We start from the raw sequence: 15,709 nt of genomic DNA, 5'->3' as shown, positions 1-15,709 counted from the left end.
TGCAGACCTTTCGTCATGGCCTCCTACCTTTCTTTCGGGCCTTTCGGCCGAATCTCTCAGCACCCTTCCGTAACGGGTGCTGCTTGCTGACAGCTCTAGTTATATCCAAATTCCAACCGCAATTCCACCTCGCCCCCGAACGGTCAACAAAGTTCGATGAACGGTATATCGAATATGATTCTCCCATAATGCACTTCGGCGTTCTAAAGTAGCTTTTCTAAGGTAAATGCTCTTTTTTCTTAAAAATCATTCGCAATTACAACTCCAATCTTTCGATTAAGAATTGCATATCTAAAACGGTTTTATGTATATAAATGACGCTTGTTCGTGTTTCTGTCTGTATTCGATGATATTCAGCTACCTATCATTCTTATTCACACATACTCACCAGTTGAGTGAGGATATAGACCGTTTTTCACAACGCGAAGGGCGTCAGCTCTATGGCTTGTCAGCGTAAGAAGTAGGTAAAGATACCGTTCACGCGATACGTCCGTGCCATAGGCCGACTAAATTGAGACAATAGTGAATAGTGTTAGGCAACCGTCCCCCACGGGGACTGAACGGACAGATGCATATGCCGAGCAAAATCGAAAAAAAGCAAGCCGCTGCAAAGCTGCGTAAGCCGCCGCGCGACTTCTCGTACACGCAGAACCGAGAGCTCAGCTGGCTGCGCTTTGACAACCGTGTGCTTGACGAAGCCTTCGACGAGACCGTTCCGCTGTTCGAGCGGCTAAAGTTCGTGTCGATTTTCGAGTCTAACCTCGATGAGTTTCTCATGGTGCGCGTGGGCGGCCTGTCCGATCTGGCAGAGCTCAAAAAACAGCCTGTCGACAACAAGAGCAATATGACCGCCTCCGAACAAGTCGATGCTGTCATGGCCGAAATGCCCGGGCTCCTTACCCGATGGGAGTCCATCTTTAAGAGCATCGAGGGCAAGCTCGACACCCTGGGCGTTCACCGCGCCCGCATCGATTCGCTTACGCCCGAGGAGCGCACCTTTGTAACCCGTTACTTCCAGGCCTACGTGTCGCCGGTCATCTCACCGCTGGTGATTGACCCGCGCCACCCCTTCCCCAACCTGCGCAACGGCGCACTCTACCTGGCCTGCGGCCTGGACGGCGTCACCGACGAGGAGAGTCTGCTGGGCCTTATCGAGATTCCCACCTCGATGAACCGCGTGGTCGAGATCCCCTCGCCCACCGGCACCTACTCCTACATCTTGCTCGAGGACGTCATCCTCGCCTGCCTGGACAGCTGCTTTGGCTCCTATAAGCCGCTCGACCGCGCGCTCATCCGCGTCACCCGCAACGCCGACATCGACCCGGACGGCGAGGGCGTCGAGGAGGAAGAGGATTACCGTCAGCACATGAAGCGCATCCTCAAGAAACGCTTGCGCCTGCAGCCGGTGGTGCTCGCGGTCTCGGGGTCGCTCGAGAAGGCGACGCTCAAGACCATCCGCAAGGCGCTCGAGCTTTCGCACCGCTCTGTCTTTACCTGCGATATCCCGCTCGACCTAGGCTACGTCTTTGGCATTGAGGGCAAGATTCCCGAGCACCTGCGCAACGAGCTGCTCTTTACACCGTTTAAGCCGCAGCCCAACCCCACCATCGATATGACCCGCTCCATCCGCGAGCAGGTACTTCAGCACGACAAGCTGCTCTTTTATCCCTATGAGGCCATGAACCCCTTCCTGGATCTGGTGCACGAGGCCGCCTACGACCCCGAGTGCATCTCACTGCGCATCACGCTCTACCGCGTGGCCAAGCAGAGCCGCCTGTGCGAGTCACTGATCGATGCCGCCGAGAACGGCAAAGAGGTCACGGTGCTCATGGAGCTCCGCGCGCGCTTTGACGAGCAGAACAACATCGAGTGGGCCGAGCGCCTGGAAGAGGCCGGCTGCACCGTCATCTACGGCTCCGAGGGCTTTAAGTGCCACTCCAAGATCTGCCAGCTCACCTATCGCGAGGGCATGGCGCTTACACGCCTGACGCTGTTGGGCACCGGCAACTTTAACGAGAAGACGGCCAAGCTCTACAGCGACTTTATGCTCATGACCGCCCACCCCGGCATCGGCGAGGACGCCAACTTGTTCTTCCGCAACCTGTCGCTGGGCAACCTGCGCGGCGATTACCGCTTCCTGGGCGTGGCGCCCGTGGGCCTCAAGCCGCTCATCATGCGCGGCCTGGATCGCGAGATCCAGCGCGCCCTCGCTGGCGAGCCCGCCCGTGTGTTCTTTAAGCTCAACTCGCTCACCGACCGCGAGGTCATCGACAAGATCGCCGAGGCATCGTGTGCAGGAGTCCGCGTGGACATGATCATCCGCGGCATCTCATGCCTCAAGCCCGGCGTTCCGGGCAAGACCGAGAACGTGCATGTCCGTTCTATCGTCGGACGCTTTTTGGAGCATGCGCGCGTTTACGCCTTTGGCGTGGACTCGGACATGATCTATCTGAGCTCGGCCGACATGATGACGCGCAACACCGAGCACCGCGTGGAAATCGCCTTCCCCGTGCTCGACCCCACCTGCCGCGCCCTGGTGCACGAATACATGAGTATGCAGCTGCGCGACAACGTGAAGGCCCGCAGCCTCACGAGCGACGGCACCTGGGTCCCCGTGGAGCGCGCAGAGGGTGAGAAGCCCTTCAACTCACAGGAAGCCCTGCTGGAGCGTGCCTATCACAACGCCGAGGCCGCGCCCGAGCCCGTCATTGAGGCAAAACCCGCCCCCGAGCCCGAGCCGCAGCCGGTAGCACCCAAGGTCCAAGAGGTCCAGGCGACCGTCATTGAGCCCGAGCCTGCACCTGCACCTCAGCCCGAGCCGCAGGTCACCAAGCCCGCACCCGAGACGAGTGCCCGTCGCAAGAAGCCCGCCGGCAAGACCAAGGCCATCGAGCGCCATCGCCCCGGTCGCGTGCGCATGGGCCTGGGCCTGATCGGCCTGGGTCTTAAGACACTCATTACCGGCAAAACGAAATAGTCGTTTGTAGAAGCAGTTTGTAGAAGCGCCCCGCATTTGAGGAAAGCCTCGGATGTGGGGCGCTTTTCCCTGCTACCATGGTGCGGACAACAACGCGAATGACAGGCAGGGATATGAAGCTCACTATAGAATCGATGACCTACGGCGCCGACGGGCTGGCGCACGCCGACAACGGCAAGGCCGTCTTTGTGCAGGGCGCCGTGGCAGGCGACACCGTCGAGGCCGAGGTCGTACAGGACGGCAAGTCGTTCATGCGCGCCCGCACCACCGAGATTCTGGAGCCAAGCCCCGATCGCATCCAGCCTCCCTGCCCCTTCGTTGGCATCTGCGGCGGCTGCTCGTGGGGCAATCTCTCACGCACGGCACAGCTCGCCGCCAAGGAGCAAAATCTGCGCTCCACGCTCGAGCGCATCGGCAAGTTCGCTCCCGAGCAGGTCGATGAGTTGGTACAGCCCATCCGCCATACCAAGGACGACTGGGGCTACCGCAATAAAATCGAGCTCGAACCGACCGTCGTCAACGGTCGCGTGCGCCTTGGCATGCACGGTGTCGACCCCAGCAAAATAGTGACCGTCGATGCGTGCCCGCTGTTCGATAAGCGTTTTCCCAAGGCGCTCAAATCGGTCGTCGGCGCGCTCAACTATCTAAGCGGCAGCCACGACCTGGGCCTCGAACGCGTGGGCATTCGCGCATCGCGCCGCACCAAGGCACTCGAGGTCGCACTCTGGACGCCCACGGGCTCTTTTCCGCGCTCACAGGTCTCGCGCGTGCTGGCGGACGCCGCTCATCCCACGAGTATCGTGCGTGTGATGAGCAAGGGCGAAAAGAAAGCCCGACGTGTCTCCAAAGTCGAGATGCTCGCCGGCGAGGGCTCGTGGACCGAGAACATCGCCGAAGGCCAGATGCGCTTATCTGCCCCGTCGTTTTTCCAGGTCAATACCAAGGGCGCCGAGATTTTGATTGAGCTCGTTATGGACGCCCTCGACCCGCAGGAAGACGAGCTAGCCGTGGACCTGTACTGCGGTGCTGGCACCTTTACCCTACCGCTCGCCCGCCGCTGCGATTTTGTCGCCGCTGTCGAAGCCTATGGCCCGGCCGTGCGCGATTTACGCCGTAACCTGGAGATCAACAAGCTCGATAACGTCGACGTCATCGGCGGCGACGCGGTGCGCGAGTTCCCCGACCAGGACGCCGATGTCCTGGTAGTCGATCCGCCGCGCGCAGGCTTGGCGCCCGAGGCCATCGACCTCATCGCGAGCACGAGTGCCCGCGATGTCGCCTACGTGAGCTGTGACCCTGCCACCCTGGCACGCGACCTCAAGCGCTTTGTCGAGGAGGGCACCTTCTCTCCCATCAAGATCACGCCGGTCGACCTATTCCCGCAAACCTTCCACTGCGAAACCGTCGTCCACCTCAAGCGTAACTAGACCGTTTGCCCAAGACCACGCCCGATGATTTTTCTGGGACGGGGATAAAAAAATTTGTTCTGAATGATTATTTAATCCCCGTCCCGAAATTGAACCGCCCCCTCATTTCTTGGACATTAGAAATGGGGAGCTTCTTTATGGACGGGAAAGTCGGACACGACGCCACGCTGAGGACTCTTGCAGCAGAGTTTTGCGACAGGGGATACGGGCGCACCGAAGGCCGAAGGGCGCCCGGACCCGGCCGGGGCCGGCGGCGTGCGAGGGCAAGCTCATGCGACGGAGCTGCTGCCCGGGCGCCTGAAGGACGAGTTCTACAGGAACCGGACGTGGCGGAGCTTCGAGGAGTTCAAGCGGGACCTCCACGCCCACACCGTTCACTGGAACAAGAGGAGGCAGGTTAAGCAAAAGGGACTGACCCCGGAGGAGTTCCGGAATCAGTCCCCATGTGCGGCATAGGCCGCTAATTGACCCGTCTAAGTTTCGGGGCGCAGTTCATTTCAGCGCCGCCCGAGAAAGCTAAACGCCTTCTGGCAGGTTGTCCCGGGCCGAGGGCGGCCACCTTGATCGCCCTCGGCCCTCACCCACCTCAACTGCTACTCAATTACATAGAGCTGATTGAGGAGGGCGCAAGCTAGTGGGCGCCTTCCTCCTCGTCGTTGGGTCGGTAGGTGATGAACTCGATAACAAAGGCCAGGACGGCGGAGATGAGCGAGGCGATGATCGCGAAGATCATGTGGGAGATCCCGGCGCCACCAGGGGTCCCGTCGATGAAGTTGAGCAGGTTGAAGACGCCGAGGCCGCCCGAGATGTACATGAGAGCGCCAGTCATTCCCACGATAGCGCCGCCCACGGCGGAGCTCAGGCATGCCACGACGAACGCGCGCTTGTTGGGGAGGGCGATGCCGTAGATGCCCGGCTCGGTGACGCCGAAGAAGAAGGCGGAGATCATCGCGGGAAGGGCGATGCCGCGGAAGCGCTCATCCTTGTTTCTGAGGTACATGGCAAAGATGACCGCTCCGAGTGCGAACCCGTGGCCGATGGTGGCGGCGAGCACGCCATCGTGGCCGAGGGTGTTCAGGTTCATGATGGAGATGGGGATGAGGCTCCAGTGGAAGCCGAAGATGACGAGGCACATCCACAGTCCGCCGACTAGGGCGCTGCCCAGGACGGAACCAACCACGGGGAGCTGGAAGATGAACGAGAACGCCGCGCTCAGCAGGTTGGTGATGAGGGTGGCCACCGGGCCGATGATGAGGTAGCCCAAGACGATGGAGACCGTCATCGTGGCGAGCGGGACAAGGAACATCTTGAGCGCAGCCGGCATCCAACTCTTGAGCCAGCGCTCAAGGATAGAGCCGAACCACACCATGAGAAGGACGGGGATCACCGAGCTCACGTAGCCGGACACGGGCATGATGATGGGGAGCCCGAGGGCGGTGGCGTACCACGAGAACGTGCCGGCCACGCCGAGGTCGATGCTGCCGAGCGCCTCGCCCGAGGTCAGGGCGACCATCGTCGGGTAGAGGAGCGCCACGCCGATTGCCACGCCGGTGAACTCGTTCATGCGGAACTTGCGCGCGGCACTGAACGCCAGGGCGACGGGAAGGAAGTAGAAGAAGCCGTCAGCCACGGTGTAGAGCAGCGTGTAGAGGCCGTCGTTTGCAAAGGCCGGGACGAAGTAGGTGATGAGGGCAAGCAGTCCCTTCATGATGCCTGCGGCGGCAAGCGGTCCCAGGATGGGCTGGAAGATGCCAGAGATGAGGTCGATGATGACGGAGGCAACGGTCTTATCGCCCTGGGGCTCGTCGTCGGCGCTTGCGCCGCCCGAGAAGTTGCCGGCCTCCAGGACCGCGTCGTAGACGTCCTCGACGATGTTGCCCACGACCACCTGGTACTGGCCGTTGGCCTGGATGACCTGGATGACGCCCTTGAGGGCCTCGATCTTGGCCGTGTTGGCGCGGGACTCGTCCTTGAGTTTGAAGCGCACGCGCGTGATGCAGTGCGCGACGCTGGCGACGTTCTCGGCGCCGCCTACGTTCTCGAGTATGGATCTGGCCAGGTCGTCGTATTTTTCTGCCATTATTTTCTCCTTAGTGATATTGCCCGGGTGGTTAGCCCAGGTCGCCTCCGTTGGTGGCGATGGCCTGTTGATACCAGTAGAAGCTCTTCTTGCGCCTGCGCTCGAGCGTGCCGTTGCCCAGGTTGTCGCGGTCCACGTAGATGAAGCCGTAGCGCTTCTCCATCTCGCCGGAGCCCGCGCTCACGAGGTCGATCGGCCCCCAGGTGGTGTAGCCGAGCATCTCGACGCCGTCCTGCTCGATAGCGTCGCGCATGGCCTCGATGTGCTCGCGCAGGTAGGCGATGCGGTAGTCATCCTCGATCGTGCCGTCGGGAAGCACCTCGTCATAGGCGCCGAGGCCGTTCTCCACCACAAAGAGCGGCTTCTGGTAGCGGTCCCAGAGGTCGTTGATCGTGATGCGGAACCCCAGCGGGTCGATGACCCAGCCCCAGTCGCTCGTGCGCACGTAGGGGTTCTCCACGCCGGCGAAGGCGTTGCCCTCGGCGACGCCGCCCACGGAATCGGGGTCGCCCGCGGTACAGCGCGAGGAGTAGTAGCTAAACGAGATGAAGTCGACGGTGTTCTCCGCAAGGATGCGCTCGTCCTCGGCGGTCATGCCCACGTCGATGCCCTCGCGCTCGAGCATCTTGAGCGCGTAGCCGGGGTAGTGCCCGCGTGCCTGCACGTCCACGAAGAAGAGGTCCTCCTGGTTCTTGACCTGCGCTGCACGGACGTCCTCGGGACGACAGGAGTAGGGGTAGTAGCTTCCCGCGGCGAGCATGCAGCCAACCTTGTTCTCCGGGTCGACCTCGTGGGCGATCTTGGTGGCCCAGGCGCTCGCCACGAGCTCGTTGTGCGCGGCGCGGTACTCGGCCTCGCGGGCATTCTCCCCGGGCTCGAGGACGATGCCGGCACCCATGAAGGGACGGTGCAAGATCATGTTCATCTCGTTGAACGTGATCCACCAATGCACGAGGCCGCGGTAGCGGTTGAAGAGCACCTTCACGAGCCGCTTGTAGAGCTCGATGAGGGCGCGGTTTCGCCAGGCGCCGTACTTCTTGACGAGGTGGATGGGGCAGTCGAAGTGCGTGATGGTCACGAGGGGCTCGATCCTGTGCTCGCGGCAGCAGCGGAACACGTCCTCGTAGAAGGCGAGCCCGGCCTCGTTGGGCTCCTCCTCGTCGCCATTGGGGAAGATGCGGCTCCAGGCGATGGAGAGGCGAAAGACCTTAAAGCCCATCTCCGCGAAGAGGGCTATGTCCTCGCGGTAGTGGTGGTAGAAGTCGATGCCCGTCTGGGCCGGGTAGTAGTACCCGGGCTCAAAGTCGAGCATGCGCCTCAGGCCGCGACTTACGTCGTTGCGCTCCGACCCGTGTGGGATGACGTCGACATTGGCAAGGCCGCGGCCGCCCTCGTCATAACCTCCCTCGCATTGGTTAGCAGCGGTGGCTCCTCCCCAAAGGAACCCTTTTGGAAATGGCATGGTGCCTCCTTCTCTCTGGCGCCCCCACCTCTGCGGGGACGCTTTATAACGTCCTTGCGACCTCACGCGCCGGGCCCGTGGCCCTTTCCCTGATGCGCGCGGGCCGCCCGTGAAGGGGTGACTAGCTGACGGCTTGTCCTGCGGCGGCGCGACGTGCCTCCCGGCCTCCAAGCAGGGAGGGGACCTGTGCCAGGCACACGCCGGCGAGGATGATGGCGACGCCCAGCCACTCGACGACGCCGAGCGGCTCGCCGAGGACGATCATGGCGATGAGCAGGCCGGCGGGGAGTTCCGCGGCGGCCATGACAGTGGAGAGACCCGCGGGCAGGTGCGGAGAGCCCATGCCGAAGAGCAAGACCGGGCAGAGCATGCCAAAGAAGCCGGCGATGACGGCAAAGGGCAGGATGCCCTGGGCGAGGACGCCCGAGACGACGTAGTCCGGGCACACCGTGAGCGACATGACCACGGAGCCCGCGCACACGATGACGCCGCGCTGCTCGGACGAGCAGGGGGCCTCGACCTTGCCGGAGAGGGTGACAAAGAGGGAGCAGGACACGGCCGCCCCCAGCGCGCAGAGCAGGGCCACGGGGTCGTACCCGGTGATGCCGGTCTTGTAAACGCCGCTCGCGAACACCGTCCCGAAGACGATGGCCAGGGCGGAGGCCACTTGGAGGGGCCTCGGCGGCCGGCGCGTCATGACGGTCTGCCACACGAGCCCCAGCCACGTGAACTGGAAGAGGAGCGTGAGCGCCACCGGGGCGGGCAGCACGCTCATGGCGTAGCAGTAGAGGATTGAGGTGAGGCAGGTGAGGGCTCCCAGGCCCATGAGCTTAAGGGCGAGCTTCCAGCCCACGCGCTGCCAGCGGTGCCCGAGTGCGTGCCCTGCGAGCGTGGCGAGGGCGAAGAAGAGGCAGCCGAGCCACGCTTGGCTCGCCACCACCTGTGCCGAGGTGAAGCCCGCGGCGTAGGCGAGCTTGTAGGTCGTGGCCATCGCGCCGTAGCAGGCGCCGCCCGCAAAGACCTGGAGCGCCGCCTTGGCCTGTCCCGCGCCCGTGGCTCCCGCCCCGGCGGCCTGTTGCTTGATTGTGTTTGTTCCTGCCATTAGGCTCCCCTCCGTCTGCTGTCTTGCAGACGCACGTCTCGTGCGTCTGTTCCCTGCAGTCGGAAGGTGGGCTCGTGCGGTCTTCTGGCGGTGCATGTGGCACCTGCTGCCAAGACGAAAAAAGCCACGCAACCGACTGCTCGGTTGCGTGGCAAAAAGGTGGCTAGCGCCCAGAAAAGTCCACGCGTTTTTAGACTGGGACAATGTACTACAACAGGTGAGATTCCGTCAAGAAAAACCGAGGAAAAAAGTGAGCCTCTGCCCGCCGTACCTGTGGCGGTCGTTCCCCGAACGGGGCGGTGCTGTTGGGGACTGTCTCGATCTGTAACAGTTGGGGCTAGTTTTGGTCGATGGATGTTACAGATTGAGATTGTTGAGGATGGGTGGGGGTAGCTAATTCGGACGGGGCTATTTTAAACATTGGGAAATCGAGCGTGGCAAGCGGAGGTCTTCGGGGTATAAGACGGCTAATTGTATGCCGCCTATGAAAGGAACCCTCATGCCCAGCGTTGCCGTTCTCGCCGCCGATGGCTTTGAAACTATTGAATGCCTGACCATGGTCGATGTCATGCGTCGCGGCGGCGTGCGCGCCACGCTTGTCTCGATCATGCCCACGCGCGAGGTCGTAAGCTCGCTGCAGATCCCCGTGACCTGCGATGCGCTCTTTGATGAGATCAATTTTGACGAGTACGACTGCGTCGTGCTGCCCGGCGGCCTGCCCGGTGCCACCAACCTGCGCGCCGACCAGCGCGTCTGCGACGTGGTCTGCGATTTCGCCGCGACCAAGCACGTTGCCGCCATCTGCGCCGCCCCGTTTATCCTGGGCGAGCTCGACCTGCTCGAGGGACGCCACGCCACGTGCTTCCCCGGCTTTGAGAAGAGCTTCCCCGAGGGCGCCTATACCGGCGACAAGGCCACGCACGACGGCAACATCATCACCGCCAGCGGCATGGCCCAGTCACTCCCCTTTGCGCTTGAGCTGCTGCGTACGCTCGCTGGAGACAAGGCTGTCGAGAAGGTTGCCGAGGGCATTCAGCTATGATTTTGGCTTCGCAATCACCGCGCCGCATCGAGTTGATGCGCGAAGCGGGCTACGACATCCGCGTCATTCCCGCTGACATCGACGAGACTCCTTTTGATAACGAGGCCCCGCTTACGCTTGTCGAGCGCTTGGCTCGCGCTAAGGCTGCCGCCGTTGCCGCCGAGCACGCCGATCCCAGTGAGCTGACCATCGCGGCCGACACCATCGTCACCTTCGATGGCAAGATTTTGGGTAAGCCGGCAAACGAGGACGAAGCCCGTACCATGCTCCACGAGCTCTCCGGGCGCACGCATCAGGTCGCAACCGGCGTCTGCATCGTTAGAGCCGGAGACGCCACAGCCCCGCACGCCGCCGAGAGCCTGTCGTTTGTCGATGTGACCGACGTGACGTTCTATGAGCTCACCGACGAGCAGATTGAGCGCTACGTCGCCTCAGGCGAGCCCATGGACAAAGCCGGCGCCTACGGCATCCAGGGCACAGGCGGCCGCATGCTCGTGCATGATATTTCGGGCGACTTCTACAACGTGGTGGGCCTGCCCATCGCTCGCGTCGCACGCGCGATTCAAAAACTATCGTAATTGCATCTGGCGCTGGGTATCCCCCAGCGCCTACAATTTCGGCGTACCGTACGGATCCCGACCGGGCATAAGGCCCAGCGGAAAACCGATAGGAGTAAAACATGGATACACTGCTTGAGGCCATTGACGTTTGCGATGTCGATGGCTTTTGCTTTGGAAACCACACGAACGAGGAGGCCGGCACCGGTTGCACCGTAATCGTGGCACCCGAGGGCGCCACCGGCGGCGTTGACGTTCGCGGCGGTGCCCCGGCATCGCGCGAAACCGACCTGCTGCGACCCGAGAACACCGTCGACAAGGTCCACGCTGTCTGCCTTTCGGGCGGATCGGCCTTTGGCCTGGAGGCCGCAAGCGGCGTCGCTCGCGAGCTTGAGAGCCGCGGCATCGGCCTTCCCGTCGGCCCCACGCAGGTGCCCATCGTGTGCTCCAGCTGCATCTTCGACCTCGCCTTTGGCGACCCCGCCGTACGCCCCGACATTGAGGCTGGCATCTCCGCCGTGCGCGAGGCGCTCGACAACACCCCCACCACGCTCGAGCAGGGCAATGTAGGTGCCGGCACCGGTGCCACCGTGGGCAAGCTCATGGGCCCCGCCACCTGCATGAAGGCCGGCCTGGGCGCTGCCGCCGTGGCACTCGGCCCTGTTAAGGTGGGTGCCGTGGTCTCGGTCAACGCCTGCGGCAATGTCGTCGACCCCTTCACCGGCGAATGGGTCGCTGGTATGCGCGCCGCAGCAGATAGCGACCAGATCGTCGACATGGAGCTCGCAGCCTTTGCCGCCGCCGGCTCCATGCAAATGCCGCTCGACCGCACCAACACCACCATCAGCTGCATCGTCACCAACGTTGAGCTCACCAAGGCTCAGGCCACCAAGGTCTCCCAGATGGCCGCAGACGCCTATGCACACGCCATCCGTCCCACGCACACCACGAACGACGGCGACACCATCTACACCCTCGCCAGCGGCAAGCTAGACGCTCAGACAAGCGCCACCGTTCCCCTAGACCTACTGGGCATGCTCGCCGTAAGGGCTTTGCAAACCGCCATCGTAAACGGAGCAAAAACCGCCAAAACCTCCCACGGCATCCCCGGCGCCGCGAAGTAGCCTAACCTGACCGGTTGCCCGGTGGGGCTTGGTTATGTTTGCTGCTCTACAGTCCTGGCTCGCACGAAGAGCACATTAAGTGCTCTTCGGCTCGTGCGGAACTCGCGACAAACATAACCAAGACCCACCGGGCAACCTACCAACCAAAATCTTTTCAGCCCAGGCCCCTGTGTACCGCGCGTCCAAGATCTTCAAATTCAGCTGTCTGACATAAAGCGAGACATAGCAGAGGACCCCTGGTCCTTAACTTGATACGAGTTCCGCACGCAAAGGAGGCGCCAGTGGCGCCTCCGTCTTGCGCAGGACTGTCCGAAGTAGCAAGTTAAGGACCAGGGGTCCCCGTTACCCGAGCGTTTCTGTACTAGTTGAATTTGAAGATCTTTGAGGCAAGACGGTATAGGCCGAGTGTGGTTTTGTCTCCGGCACGACCGCGGAGGTTAGTGAAGAAGCCGACCACACCGTAACGTGCACGACGATACATACGCTCGTCGTAGGCCTTTAAATCGCTCCATAGCGTCTTCAGGCGCTCGTCGGCGCAATCCTCGTCGGAAAGCTTGGTGAGCACTGAACAGATCGCCATCATCATGGTGAAGTAGCCCATCATGTACGAACGCAGACGCGACGACTCGACATCGCTGTACAGGTGGTACGACTCCATCATGATACGCGTAACACGGAACTGCTGGTCCAGACGCTTGACCATCGTGGCCTCGTTGACACTCTGGCCCTCGCGACCGATAAAGTAGCGATAGAGGTCGATGTCGGCGTAGTACATGGTCTTGCAACGCGGCAGCGGCACGTAGGCGTAGATGTTGTCCACATAGAACGTGTGCGGCGGCATGGGAAGGTTGGACTCGCGCAGCGCATCCGTGCGATAGCACAGGCTGTGCATGAGCAGATTCTGGTCCAGGCGGAAATGGCCGATCTGGTCCCAGGTAAAGATCTTTTTTCGAGGCAGGGCAAACTTGTAACCAATAGCCGTATGCGTACCCTCGTAAACCTTCTCGTACACGTAGTTCGAGATAAACAGGTCAACGCGCTGGTCGCGCTCTTCAAAGCCGCGCAGAATCGACAGCATGGTCGAAAGGGCAGCGCCGTCAAGCCAGTCGTCCGAGTCGACAACCTTGTAGTAGGTGCCCTGCGCCTCGCGCAGACCCGAAAGGACGGCAATACCGTGGCCGCCATTCTCCTGGTGCACCGCGCGGATGATTCCAGGATAACGGGCCTCCCACTCGTCGGCCTTGGCGGCCGTCTCATCCTTGGAGCCGTCGTCCACCACCATAATCTCGATATCGGTGGCATAATTGCTCCCCTCCAAGATGGAGGTAATGCAATGGTCCATGTCCTTAGCGGCGTTATACGAGGGAATACCGAATGTTATGACTTTATGCATGGCAGGCGATAATCTCATCCGAAAGATCGAGGGCGGAATTGGTCACGGCATCCATATCGTAGTAACGATACTCGGCCAGACGACCCACCGGGTGGAAGTTTGTCAGGTTCTGGACGCGCTCAAGATAGCGCTCATAGAGCTCACGGTTCTCGGGCTCAAGAATGGCGTAATACGGCGTCTCGCCCGAGCCGGGCGTATAGGCCTTGGAGTACTCCTTCATGATGGTGGTCTTGCCGGGCAAAACCTGAGCGGTCATGTTCTTGAACTCGGTGATACGCGTGTAGTCCTCGCTCGTGGTGTAGTTGACGGTGCCCACGGGCTGGAACTGGTCCATATCAAGCGTCTCGAACTTCATATCGAGCGTGCGGTACGGAAGAGCGCCCAGGTCAAGGTCGAACAGCTCATCGAGCGGACCGGTATAGACGATCTCGCCGCCGTAGACCTTGCCGCCGATCTTGACGGTGGTCTCGTCGATCTCAAAGAGATCGCGGGCGTCCACGTCGCAGAACACGTCGATCAGGTCGTGGTCGAGCATATGCTCGAACAGCGCCGTGTAGCCGTCCTGCGGCATACCCTGGAAGGGAGCCTGCGGGAAATAGCGGTCATCGTCGCCCACAAAGACGGGAACGCGACCGGTGATCGAGGGATCGATCTGGTCGGGCGTCTGGCCCCACTGCTTCATGGTGTAATGCAAAAAGACGTTCTCGTAGACGTAATCAGCGACCTCGGCCAAGTCGGGGTCGTTCTTCTTACGCAGCTCCATAATGGGCACCTTGACATCCTTGCCAAAGGTCTCCACGAGCTTCTGATACAGCTCCTCGCCGCGCTCGTCACCAAAGGCGAGCTTGAGACTCGCGTGGTTGAAGGGCACGGGCATAAGGGTGCCGTTGATGTTGGCGAGCACCTTGTGCTGATAATCCGTCCACTTGGTAAAGCGCGACAGGAAATTGTGCACGCGCTCGTTAAAGGTGTGATAGATATGCGGACCGTACTCGTGGATCAGGATTCCGGCCTCGTCAGTGCAGTCATAGGCATTGCCCGCAATGTGGCTACGGCGCTCCAAAACGGCAACACGATAGCCGATGGTCTCGGCAAGACGGCGGGCGCAAACGGCACCGGCATATCCAGCACCGACGACAATCATGTCGTACGCGCCGGCGTTAAAGCCTTCAGGCAGGCCTGAGGTAATCTGCATCGATACTCCTTGTCAAAAGCCACGGGCTCGTTAGCTGGGCTTTTCTCGAACATTCTTCGAGACATATTTATCAGAGCGATTATAGCGCTAATGCGTCCTATAATGAGCTTGCCACACAAGGAAAGCTCAAGCACCGCGGCGTACAAATTTGAAAGGTAAACCCGCTAGCAGCGGGTTTATTCGTGAACAGCCGGGCGCCTGGAGCTTAGTGAAACGCTTGTAAGGAGTAACATGAGCGATTTCCTTAACCGTATGAAGTCTGCCGCCAAGGCCGACCTTAAGACGATCGTCCTGCCCGAGGGCGAGGATCCGCGCACCATCGTCGCGGCCACCAAGATCATCGAGGAGGGCCTGGCAAAAATCGTCATCCTGGGCAACCCCGACGAGATCAACGTTCCCGGCGCCACCGTCATCGATCCGCGCAATGCCGAGAAGCACGAGGAGTACGCGCAGAAGTTTGCCGAGCTCCGCGCCAAGAAGGGCGTCACCATCGAGCAGGCTCGCGCCCAGGTGATGGACGCCACCTACTTTGGCACCATGATGGTCAAGATGGGTGACGCCGACGGCCTGGTCTCCGGCGCCTGCCACTCCACCGCCGACACCCTGCGCCCCGCGCTGCAGATCCTTAAGACCGCCCCGGGTACCAAGCTGGTCTCGGCCTTCTTCGTGATGTGCACCGACACCCCGCAGTTCGGCACCGACGGTACGCTGATCTTCGCCGACTGCGGCCTCAACATCAACCCGTCCTCCGACGAGCTATCCGAGATCGCCATCGCCTCCGCTCACTCCTGGTCCACCTTTATGGGCAGCGTCGAGCCGCACGTGGCCATGCTCTCCTACTCCACCATGGGCTCCGCCGGCGGCGAGGTCGCCAAGAAGGTCCAGGAGGCCGTTAAGTTCTGCAAGGAGAAGGCTCCCGAGCTCGCCATCGATGGCGACCTGCAGCTCGACGCCGCCATCGTTCCCACCGTCGCCCAGCTCAAGGCCCCCGGCTCCTCCGTTGCCGGCAAGGCCAACGTGCTTGTGTTCCCCGATCTCGAGGCCGGCAACATCGGCTACAAGCTGGTCCAGCGCTTCGCCGGCGCCGACGCTTACGGCCCCATCCTGCAGGGCATCGCCAAGCCGGTTAACGACCTTTCGCGCGGCTGCTCTGCCGACGACATCGTGGGTGTCGTGGCCATCACCGCCGTCCAGGCTCAGATGGCTGAATAGCTTACATATCCCCTCGGGACCCTGCAGGGCAAAGCTCTGAAAACGTCCTCGGACATGCAAAGAGGCTCCGCTGCGCGCTTCGCGCGGCGGAGCCTCTTTGCGTCCTGACGCTCCTATTTGGCAAGGTGTTTTTTAGAA

The 15,709-nt window shown here is 61.4% G+C and carries 12 protein-coding genes; 7 read left to right on the top strand and 5 right to left on the bottom strand.

Annotated elements, in window-relative coordinates; genetic code table 11:
• Positions 1-568: 568 nt before the first annotated feature.
• From ppk1 to DW151_RS10875, 3 genes are all read left to right on the top strand, one after another.
• Entirely contained in the window at positions 569-2,977 is a 2,409-nt protein-coding gene (gene ppk1 / locus DW151_RS09670; protein WP_118335605.1) for a polyphosphate kinase 1, read from the top strand.
• Positions 2,978-3,075: 98 nt separating this feature from the next.
• Positions 3,076-4,404 (top strand): 23S rRNA (uracil(1939)-C(5))-methyltransferase RlmD, encoded by a 1,329-nt coding sequence (gene rlmD / locus DW151_RS09665; RefSeq protein ID WP_118335603.1) that lies wholly within the window; start codon positions 3,076-3,078, stop codon positions 4,402-4,404.
• A 255-nt stretch (positions 4,405-4,659) separates the two neighbouring features.
• Entirely contained in the window at positions 4,660-4,860 is a 201-nt protein-coding gene (locus DW151_RS10875) for an IS3 family transposase (protein WP_304999794.1), read from the top strand.
• A 175-nt stretch (positions 4,861-5,035) separates the two neighbouring features.
• Here the strand turns inward: DW151_RS10875 and DW151_RS09655 are convergent, their stop codons facing one another.
• The 3 genes from DW151_RS09655 to DW151_RS09645 all read right to left on the bottom strand — a co-directional run bounded on the left by DW151_RS09655 (position 5,036) and on the right by DW151_RS09645 (position 9,048).
• On the bottom strand, positions 5,036-6,484 hold the full coding sequence (locus tag DW151_RS09655; protein ID WP_118335601.1) for a PTS transporter subunit EIIC: 1,449 nt from the start codon (positions 6,482-6,484) through the stop codon (positions 5,036-5,038).
• A 31-nt stretch (positions 6,485-6,515) separates the two neighbouring features.
• The gene (locus tag DW151_RS09650; protein WP_117635389.1) at positions 6,516-7,946 is read right to left on the bottom strand and encodes a 6-phospho-beta-glucosidase; all 1,431 of its coding nucleotides are present in this window, start codon (positions 7,944-7,946) and stop codon (positions 6,516-6,518) included.
• A 121-nt stretch (positions 7,947-8,067) separates the two neighbouring features.
• Positions 8,068-9,048 (bottom strand): EamA family transporter, encoded by a 981-nt coding sequence (locus DW151_RS09645; protein WP_118335599.1) that lies wholly within the window; start codon positions 9,046-9,048, stop codon positions 8,068-8,070.
• A gap of 499 nt (positions 9,049-9,547) precedes the next feature.
• Here DW151_RS09645 and DW151_RS09640 point away from each other — a divergent pair, with 499 nt between their 5' ends.
• From DW151_RS09640 to DW151_RS09630, 3 genes are all read left to right on the top strand, one after another.
• The gene (locus DW151_RS09640) at positions 9,548-10,090 is read left to right on the top strand and encodes a DJ-1 family glyoxalase III (RefSeq protein ID WP_118335597.1); all 543 of its coding nucleotides are present in this window, start codon (positions 9,548-9,550) and stop codon (positions 10,088-10,090) included.
• The gene (locus tag DW151_RS09635) at positions 10,087-10,668 is read left to right on the top strand and encodes a nucleoside triphosphate pyrophosphatase (protein WP_117640334.1); all 582 of its coding nucleotides are present in this window, start codon (positions 10,087-10,089) and stop codon (positions 10,666-10,668) included. Before DW151_RS09640 ends, DW151_RS09635 begins: the two co-directional genes overlap by 4 nt.
• A gap of 101 nt (positions 10,669-10,769) precedes the next feature.
• Positions 10,770-11,771, top strand: a complete 1,002-nt coding sequence (locus tag DW151_RS09630) for a P1 family peptidase (protein WP_118335595.1) — start codon at positions 10,770-10,772, stop codon at positions 11,769-11,771.
• A gap of 361 nt (positions 11,772-12,132) precedes the next feature.
• On the opposite strand, the gene DW151_RS09625 is transcribed toward DW151_RS09630, so the two are convergent.
• The gene (locus DW151_RS09625) at positions 12,133-13,164 is read right to left on the bottom strand and encodes a glycosyltransferase family 2 protein (protein WP_118335593.1); all 1,032 of its coding nucleotides are present in this window, start codon (positions 13,162-13,164) and stop codon (positions 12,133-12,135) included.
• A complete protein-coding gene (gene glf / locus DW151_RS09620; protein ID WP_118335591.1) occupies positions 13,157-14,359 on the bottom strand; it encodes a UDP-galactopyranose mutase in 1,203 nt (400 codons plus the stop codon). Before glf ends, DW151_RS09625 begins: the two co-directional genes overlap by 8 nt.
• 231 nt (positions 14,360-14,590) lie before the next feature.
• On the opposite strand from glf, the gene pta reads away from it, so the two are divergent.
• Complete coding sequence (gene pta, locus DW151_RS09615; protein WP_117655322.1) at positions 14,591-15,571, top strand: phosphate acetyltransferase; 981 nt, start codon at positions 14,591-14,593, stop codon at positions 15,569-15,571.
• Positions 15,572-15,709: the final 138 nt, after the last annotated feature.

The sequence above is a fragment of the Collinsella sp. AM13-34 genome (genome assembly GCF_003473055.1).
In the GTDB taxonomy this organism is placed as follows: domain Bacteria; phylum Actinomycetota; class Coriobacteriia; order Coriobacteriales; family Coriobacteriaceae; genus Collinsella.
The sequence above is the reverse complement of the archived record's forward strand: the minus strand, read 5'-3'. Positions and strand labels throughout refer to the sequence as shown.